This is a genomic window from Humidesulfovibrio mexicanus (assembly GCF_900188225.1).
Classification (GTDB): domain Bacteria; phylum Desulfobacterota; class Desulfovibrionia; order Desulfovibrionales; family Desulfovibrionaceae; genus Humidesulfovibrio; species Humidesulfovibrio mexicanus.
Genome location: NZ_FZOC01000014.1, coordinates 1 through 8,649, shown reverse-complemented (window position 1 = coordinate 8,649; position 8,649 = coordinate 1). Strand labels below are relative to the sequence as shown.

The 8,649-nt window shown below is 53.0% G+C and carries 5 protein-coding genes; 1 reads left to right on the top strand and 4 read right to left on the bottom strand.

What is annotated here, in order from left to right; genetic code table 11:
- The first annotated feature begins 284 nt into the window (after window positions 1-284).
- A complete protein-coding gene (locus CHB73_RS16345; protein ID WP_089275675.1) occupies window positions 285-1,799 on the top strand; it encodes a site-specific integrase in 1,515 nt (504 codons plus the stop codon).
- 215 nt (window positions 1,800-2,014) lie between these two features.
- On the opposite strand, the gene CHB73_RS16340 is transcribed toward CHB73_RS16345, so the two are convergent.
- From CHB73_RS16340 to CHB73_RS16325, 4 genes are all read right to left on the bottom strand, one after another.
- A complete protein-coding gene (locus CHB73_RS16340; RefSeq protein WP_089275674.1) occupies window positions 2,015-3,322 on the bottom strand; it encodes a hypothetical protein in 1,308 nt (435 codons plus the stop codon).
- A gap of 148 nt (window positions 3,323-3,470) precedes the next feature.
- Window positions 3,471-4,202 carry a recombinase family protein gene (locus tag CHB73_RS16335; protein ID WP_089275673.1) on the bottom strand — a complete coding sequence of 244 codons (732 nt, stop codon included), beginning with the start codon at window positions 4,200-4,202 and terminating at the stop codon, window positions 3,471-3,473.
- A 416-nt stretch (window positions 4,203-4,618) separates the two neighbouring features.
- Window positions 4,619-7,078: a S8 family peptidase gene (locus tag CHB73_RS16330; RefSeq protein ID WP_179217110.1), complete on the bottom strand. Its 2,460-nt coding sequence runs from the start codon at window positions 7,076-7,078 to the stop codon at window positions 4,619-4,621.
- A gap of 177 nt (window positions 7,079-7,255) precedes the next feature.
- Window positions 7,256-8,281, bottom strand: coding sequence for an AAA family ATPase (locus CHB73_RS16325; protein WP_089275671.1), 1,026 nt, complete (start codon window positions 8,279-8,281; stop codon window positions 7,256-7,258).
- Between the last annotated feature and the right edge of the window lie 368 nt (window positions 8,282-8,649).

Below are 8,649 nucleotides of genomic sequence, written 5' to 3'. Positions count from 1 at the left end.
TTATGAGTCCGTAACCCGATTTCGAGTCGGGCGCGGTACGGCCACTTCGCTACCTCTCCGCGCTTGAGAAGGCGGGCGTGATGCCGTTTCGAGAGCAGGCTTGTAGCATTCACCTTGAGCCAATGCAAGGCAGTTTCAGAGGCCTTTGGGGCGGGTATGGGCCAAGTTTGAGTCTGAAAACGGGTTGCTGCTGTCCTCTTGTTAAATCGGTATGTTACGACTTCACATAAGCCTGCCCGCGAGGTAGGTCCAAAGCGCTGGGTACAAACCGTGCGAGGTTGCCCATGCGTTTCTCGGCTCCGTCTCATCTCCGCAAACAAGGTGTCGCGTTCTACTTCCGCATGGCTGTGCCCGAAAGACTGCGGCCCGCGCTCGGCAAGGTCGAGGTAAAGAAGTCCCTGAGCACGGTGTACCTGCGCGAAGCCAAGGTCCGGGTTGTCCACGTGGCGGCGGTGGTACAGTCTTTCCTAGGCTACCTTGATGCTGCTGGCCCGGTGGCGGCCATGACCCCGCCTGAGCAGCTTCAGGCCTACCTGGAAGGCGAGATGAACAAGGTGTCTGCCGCATGGAAGGGGCAAGAGTCTCCGCAGGCAGGATACCTCCCCTCGATGCTGCCCAAGGTCCAAACGGGACTTAGGGACCATGCTCAGGTACAACCTGCAAAACCCTGCACAGTAACGCCTGTTGAACCTCAGCCGGTGCCCACGGCAGGGACCAAACTGTCCGAGGCCGTAGAGAAATACATCGCGGACAAGGCGGCGAAGTGGAGGGTGTCCAGCAAGAAGGACATCATTCCCGACCTGCATGACTTTGTGACGATGGTGGGCGACATTCAGGCCGTAGACCTCAGCCGCGACCACATGCGGACCTACCACCGCATCATGCACCACCTGCCGAAGCGCCGCACCATTGACCCCCGGTGGAAGAAGAAGCCGCTGGCGAAGCTCCTAAACATGACCATACAGGAGGCGGACAAGCTGGGCGCTACCAGCCTGGGCAACGCCTTCACCAACATCCGGAGCTTCATCAACTGGCTTGAAGATGAGGGCTTGGTGTCGAAGGCCGCCACGCTGAACAAGGTGCTTGAGGTGCAGCGGAAGAGCGTCACCCCGGAGAGGGAAGCCTTCACAGATGATGAGCTTCGTGCTCTCTTCTCGCCGGAGAACTTCAAGCCGAAGGAGTTCCGCAGTTCATGGCAGTTCTGGTTGCCTCTGCTCGGCTTGTACACCGGGGCGAGACTTGAAGAGCTTTGCCAACTCCACTTGTCCGACATACGCCAGGATGAGGCTTCAGGGGTTTGGTATCTGGACATCAACGACCTGGCTGACAAGAAGACCAAGACCAGCGCCGGGAATCGCCAAGTGCCTGTGCATCAAGACCTGGTTCGTCTGGGGTTGCTGGACCGTGTTGAAGCCTTGCGCGGCAAGCGTCATACTCGCCTGTTCCCCACGTTGGAGGTACGGGAGTCCGCAGGGAAGCGCGGCGGTGCGGCAGGGCAGTGGTTCACCCGATACCGCAGGCAATGCGGCGTTGGTGGAGGCAGGGGCGAGGTGAGTGGCAAGGTCTTCCACTCGTTTAGGCACTCCCTGGTGACACGATGTAAGATGCTCGGAGTGGTCCGCCGCATGTGCCAGGAGCTAGTTGGACACGAAAAGGGCGCATACGCCGATGTCACAGGAGGCTATGAGGGGCGGTATCCTGTGAAGGTGCTCTATGAGGAAGTTGTGAGCAGACTCGACTACGTAAGCATAGTTGATGCTGACCGTTTAGTTGGATGTGTATGGGTTTCATTGCCGTAATGCATGATGCTGTGTCGATGTGAACACTTAACTAGTTGTGTCAGGTCAACGCATCTTGTTATGCATCTGCATAGTGTGTCTGGAAAGTACCGAATGCCAAGGCTTCTTACGTGTCCCCCTATGGGTAACTGTGTAGGTGTTTGTATAGGTGGTATATAGCCATAGAGTATAGAGGTAATAAAGGTAATGCGTCGATGGGCTTGCTATGGATGAAATCACTCCTCCTTCACAACACCATCAACCCTGGCGTGTTCTCTGAACTTGACGAGCATGACCTCTTTGACCTGTTCCTTGGTGTCGTGGCGTACGACTACTGCGTCATGAATAGGCAGGGCCACAATGCCCATGTCTATCAAGGTAAGGAGTACGTCAACGAGGATGACGCTCTCCCGGAACATGAGATTCAGGCCGATGCCAGTCCAGAAGAATGGACGTAGGGCAGGGTGCGCCTCGGCAACCCACTGGAACAGCTCCGTGGCCTTGGGACTCTTCGGGAGTAGTTTCCGTGAGCCTTTAGGCCGCTTGGTGCGTTCCTGGTCCGAACACATGAGCGAGAGCAGTAGCAGCTTGGTTCCATCGCGGTGTCCACGGAGCTTGGGAATGTCGTAGATGTCCTCTCTTGGAGGTGTCGCTCCTGCAAGACCGTAGAGGATGCGCGGGCAGCTCTGAGAGTAGTCGAGGCAGGCGATAGGCTGTCCGTCGATGCGGATGCCTCTGCGCTCTTCCTTGTTCATGCCCTGCCAGAAACCGCCATTGAGCCGCCCGACCTGCGTAAAGGTGGCCGTGAACGAACGCCGAAGATTCCGGTTGCGGATGTCTACCGGGACTCGTGTCACGCAGGACGCAGCATCGAAGCTCAGGTCAGCCGCTTCAATCCAATCATTGATGCGGACCATCTCCGCACGGTATCTGTGCGTCTCTGGCGTGTCTTCGTATGGGAGCTCTTTGCTCTTGTCGGTAAACCAGTTCTCTCCGCGCTTCTCCCGTAGGACAATCAGCTCCTTGTATCCCGTCTTCTTGAAGTCCTGGTCATCGACGCCGTGCTTTTCGATGAGGGCGATGAGCTGCGGGCCTGCCTGGATGGTGGTGCGTCTGTCCTGGTACTTTTCTCCTATGCGCTGGACCACTAACGCCAGCTCCGGCGAGGCCATGTAGTCGAGCAGGGTGATTCTTACCTTGGTGGACGCGATTTCACTAGCGTACCTTGATTTGCTGCCCACGAGCTGATGCGACCGGGATACGGACACCCTGCGCTCTGGGTCGCGGGAGTAGTGGTAGCACAGGTCCGAGACTATGGCCGCCACAGTGGTTTCGAAGGTGGTTTTGTCTGGAGCCTTGGGCGTATCCTTCCGCTTGCGCATCCTCAGGCGCTTCTTCTTCTCGTACTCTTCAATCTGGCAGATGACCTCGGCCACCAGTTCACGAGCAGCGTCGGTATGTGGAGCGCGGAACTCATCGAACCACGCATCCTTCGTGACAGCTTCGTCAACGATAACACCGTCTATCTGGACCAAGTTGAGCATGGCATAATCCTTCACTAGTGAAGACTTGAGGTTGTCGGTTCGGGTAAAGCGGCGGACTCGCGGCGTGGGATATGGTTCCCAACCGCTGAGCATGGCCGGTTCAAAAAGTCAGTAGGTGTCACAAGGAAAACGGCAATGCCTCGCCGCGTCAGATGAGTCGGCGGTACCGTTGCCAAAGGTTCTGCACGTTGGCTCCGGTGAAGGGCAAGCCCTTGGACGAGGTATGCCCCTGCCTATTCAGTTCCTCAGCCACTTGGGCGTACGTGCGCTGCACCTGGCCCGGCTTCCTGCGTCGAAGCCTACGGATAGCCTCCAGGACGCTTCTAAGGGCATCTGGCAGCGTTTCCTTGGTGAATGCATGGCGTCCTTCGCAACGGCCTTGCTCCTCGCGCTTGCGGTCCCTGGCCTGCCGGAGCTTCTTCACCAGCATATTCTTCTCAAGCTCGGAGAGGACTCCCTGCATCTGGACCAGCGCCCTTCGCATAGGGTCAGCCATGAGGGCTTCCGTGACGTTCTCGCCCGTCCTGGCGACAATCAGCGCGATGCCCTTTGAGGCAAGGTAGGTGAGAAGCAGCTCTTGGACCCGGTACTCCCTGGCAACGCGGTCCAGTCCTTCCACGATGACCGTCCGCACCCCGTTGCGCAGTATGGCCGTCACCATGTCCTGAAACGCTGGCCTGTCCGCTTCACTGGCAGTACCGGAAATGCCTTCTTCCCTGTACATCTCGACCACTTCAAGGCCGTTAGCCTTGGCGTAAGCCTGTATCTCAGCTTCCTGGCGTCTGAATCCGTCACCCTCGACCTGGGCCTTGCCGCTGACTCGGACGTAGGCAAACACCTTCGTTCCGGTCCCCTGGCTGCTGGTGGTGCTGGTTGTCATGTGCTGCCCCTGCGTGTTCAATTGGAGTACCACGTGAGCAGCAATATGCAATGATTAAAGGCAATTTGTCAAGTCATTAATCTAAAGTTTAATGATGTGCAAATGTTTTGGTGATAGAGTCATGGTGGCAGTTCTCATGGGAATGGAGCCCCCGTGAAGGGCTCAGCGAAAGACACTTAACTAGTTAAGTCTTGGGGGGGGTAGCCGACCTGGGAGGAATAATGCGTGAGTGTAATGGTCGCTGGCGTGCTGCGCGTTGGTGGAGGTCGCTTTGGTGAACCTCTCGGAAATGTCCCGCCCGTCAGAGGGCAGAACCGGACCCGGCACGGGGGGAAACTGAGCGTGTTCGCACAAAACGTACCTAACTCAAATTTTTGTAATGTAAATTATGGGCTGAATGAGGGGGTATGGTTACATTAAACAGGAACCCGTTCGCGCACCTCAAGGGCTAGTCTGCTACGAATTTCGGTGTACACATCAATTTCAGACTCTATAGGGGTTTCAAAGCTTACAGCGATGGCGAAAGGTACAGCATCGTCTAATCCACCAGCTTGAGCCTTACAGGAGATTTCGACAGTGAAGCTTTCAGTGGTGATTGGTGTGGTTCCCTCAAAAATGCCATGGATAAGTGTACCTCTGTTGCATGTCAGTGTCGGCGGCTGAAGTATTGTTTTACGTTCTGCCCCGCATTTTTCTGGGATTTCCAGTTCCAATACAGCCTGCCGATATTGTGCATGTCTCGTATTGACTGGGCTAAACCATGAAAGCGTTACTGTGACTCTACGTAAATCTGCTCGTCCAGACAAACTGGCAGGAATAGGGATTGATAAAATCTGTTTCTGGTCTTTCGTTATAGTTCCATAAGCGAACATAGTTGCTCGATTCGATGTGGACTCGATTACTCTTTCGATGTCAGGTCGTCCAAATCCAAGCAATCGTGCGATATTTGTTCTGCGTGCAAAGTGCTTTTTACCACCAAGCGGCTCTGTGATTCCTTCAAGATGCTCACCTGTTTCGTGCCAAGCACTGCCATGGACAAGCAAAGCCTTAATCAAGGCAGCACGGTGGGATTGAGGAACGTTTGCAGTGGCGAATGTCTCGGCGAGTTCGTCGAGCATGTTACTGATTCTTATGGCAAGGTTTGTCACAAGAGCCGCAGCACAACTAGTGCCAAAAGTTCTTGCCCGTGAAGTTTGAACTCCTGGTGTGCCAGGGGAGGCAACGGAAAGACCGCCAGCACTATTGGTTGATGGAATCACCAGACAGCAACCGTTGGCTGTTGAGACTGAGCAGTAAGCTTTTCCTGACTTGTAGAAGATGTCAGGTTTGATTGAGCGTTTATGGCCTAACCCAATTGATGATACAATGCTGGGACCATCATCGCTTGGGAAAAGGTCAACCAACCTCCCTGGAGGTGGCCCTATGTCGGGTGCTCCCTCGTGCCATGCCCCTACAACTATGGGATTTATGGACTCAGCAGGGGATAACACTTGTCTGAACTGAACATCTTCACACAAAGCCCGGAAAGTGGCGTTTCGTTTTTCTTCGGGAGCAGCAGCTTCATACTCTGTTAGAGTGCTGAATTGTCGTAAAGCAAAATTGTGTTTATGGTTTCCTGCGCTGACAATGAAGAGGTATCCATATGTGAAGGAAAGATAATCAAGTAGTTTACCCCAGTGGCTTACCTTGCCACAATACTCTTCATGGCGATTGCCAAGTGAATGGTTGATTATCGTTAGCTTTCCAAATGTAGCTGGTTCAGAAACTTGCTTTTCATGAATTTTTAGAACCGCTTGATATATGAGGTCGATTGCCAGCTTGTCTGGTGGGAAAAACTCTTCGTTATTTTGAAATGTGTCTGGTTGTAATGCTGGGATTACCAATAAGCGATTGTTTACGACGTCATCTGTTTGGGAAAGTTCACCGTTCAGGATTAATGAGGCCATGGCTGTGCCATGTTTTCTGTAGGCGGACTGGGACAGTTGCTCAATTTCGAAGATGTCTTCGATATCGACTCTGTTGGTAAGCAATGAATGATTTGAAAACGGGTAGCCATCAACCAGGGCTGCGCAAGCTGGACGTGCTGCATCAAACTCGCCAACTGCAAGTTCGCCCTCTTCGTCAACGATGATTTCTGAGTAGGCCATAGACTGAGGTGCATAGTGCATCACAGGGTCTAAGTGTGATATCAGCTGGATAAATTGTGTCTCGTCTTCTCCAAGGAACTGCGAAGGAATCTCTGCGAGTAAGCCGTGATACTTTATTGCGTCAATCCTCGACTCATGAAGTATCTGCCCACCTGCGCCAGAAATAACGGTTTCGAAATTACCTCTTGAAGACCTCCTTTTTTCGTCGGAATCGCTAAACCAGAGGTTTACTTCAAACCTAAAAGGTCGTTGTTCCCCCCTGGATACCCATTCCCTTAGCTCCTGAACAAAACTGGCGGTCAACCTATCCTGGGCTCCCCAAGGGCGTATTGTTCGGAGTTGGTCGAATAGGGCTTTCCACTGTCCGTAATTACGTGGAAAGCTTTTGCCGTCACGATATCTTGCCCAAAGTCGAAGCAGCTCCTGCATCGCCCTTTCATCTGGCATCAGTAGGTAGAGCGTCGCTTCAACCTTATCCGCCTGGCGCTCATCTTTGTCGTTGGCATAGTAAAAGTTTTCGTCAGGGTCATACTCCGTTTCAAATTCTCCAAGGAGCATGAAACCAACACGTTCTGCTTGGGCAGTAAAGGTCGACAGACTTCCCGACACCTCAAATACAACGGCCCTCTCTGGGGCTAAGGCGGTGGGGTCAGCCTGTAGGGTCAAAACCCCTCCGTCACGGCCAAGAATCTCTTCCAGTCGCTGGATTTGGGGGGTGATTCTGTTCACCTGTTGGTCAAATGGCGGGGTACGTGGGGTGGGAATGGGTCGCGGCCTGCCTACCCTTCTCTCCACTCTTAACGGGCCAAGCGGAAGTATTGGTCTTTCTGGCATGGGGCTCTCCAGGTGGTTTTGCCACTTTGGTTCACCGATATCAGAGCGACCATTAAGAGTAAAGCATTCTGACTATTTCGTTGGGTCTTGCTTCTTGCCCTTTTGCGGAAGAGAATACTGGTGTGACCACAGTCGGAGTTGTTCAGCTACGATATCTTTCAATGATTGATTGCCCAAAGCAAGGATGTGCTTTCTTTGGATATTAAGACAGAACTCTTCTAGTTCTGAATAGCTAAGTCCGATGAGTTTGTCTGCAATTCTGCTAGTCAACTCAGTGTTGTATTCTTGAAACCGAGTAAAGAAAGAGCTGATAAATGAAGCTGATTGAGATTTGTTTGGTTTTGGAAGTTCGATACGAATTTGGAACCGACGCCATACGGCTCTGTCAAGTAGCTCTGGATGGTTTGTTGCTGAAATTACTATCGTGTAACTTGGCAAGTCGTCGATTTGCAGAAGTAGTGAGCTTACAACACGCTTAATTTCACCTGTCTCGTGAGTGTCCCCTCTTTCTTTTCCGAGCGTGTCAAATTCGTCGAAAAATAAGATGCAAGGGCGCGTTTTGGCGTAGTCAAAAACACGCTTAAGTCTAGTGGATGTCTCACCAAGAAACGAGCCAATAATTGTTTCGTATCTGACGACGAAATAAGTGATTCCGATTTCGTATGCTAAAGCTTCGGCCAGAGTGGTTTTGCCGTTCCCTGGAGAGCCAGCAAGCAAGATTCTGTTTCTTGGTTCGAGGCCATGAGCGCGGAGAAGGTCAGCCCTCCCATGCTCTTCAATTACCTCCTGACACTGTTCTCTGCATGTCTGAGGTAAAAAGAGGTCGCTAAGGCGTCGTCTTGGAGTGTGTTCTCCGAGGAAATTCCTTCCATCTTGGCTGTCGATTGATGGCCCACCAAGGCGAGGGGTATCTGCTGGAAGGGATAGACGTCGAAAGTTTGGGGTTGTACGCAATGCTACCGAGAGTCTATCGGCAACGCTGTGATGCTGTTTGTTTCGCTCATCAGCAATGACAGCTTGTACACTCTTTTCGAGTGATTCTCGGTCGCTGGTCAGAGCGGCTTTGACCATTTGGATGAGGAGGTCACTTTTAGCCATGTGCGTTAGTCCTTTCCGTCCGATTACCTGTTTCTTAGTATCGAAGCAACCCCAAGCCCCTCACAGGTAACTTGCCGACGCTGAAGGGGTTTCACGCTACGGAGCCTTCACTAGTGAAGTTCTACGCAATGAAAACTCCCTGGAGATTTGTCACCGGATGTGCCACAATCTCTTGTCAAATTTGGCCAGACCACTAGGCCAGTTTAACCAACCAGAGCTTTCGGATACGTGAGTTGTAACAGGGGGATAAGGCGGAGAGAGCGGCAAGCGTGCGGTGGGATTCGAACCCACGTACGGATTATGAGTCCGTAACCCGATTTCGAGTCGGGCGCGGTACGGCCACTTCGCTACCTCTCCGCGCTTGAGAA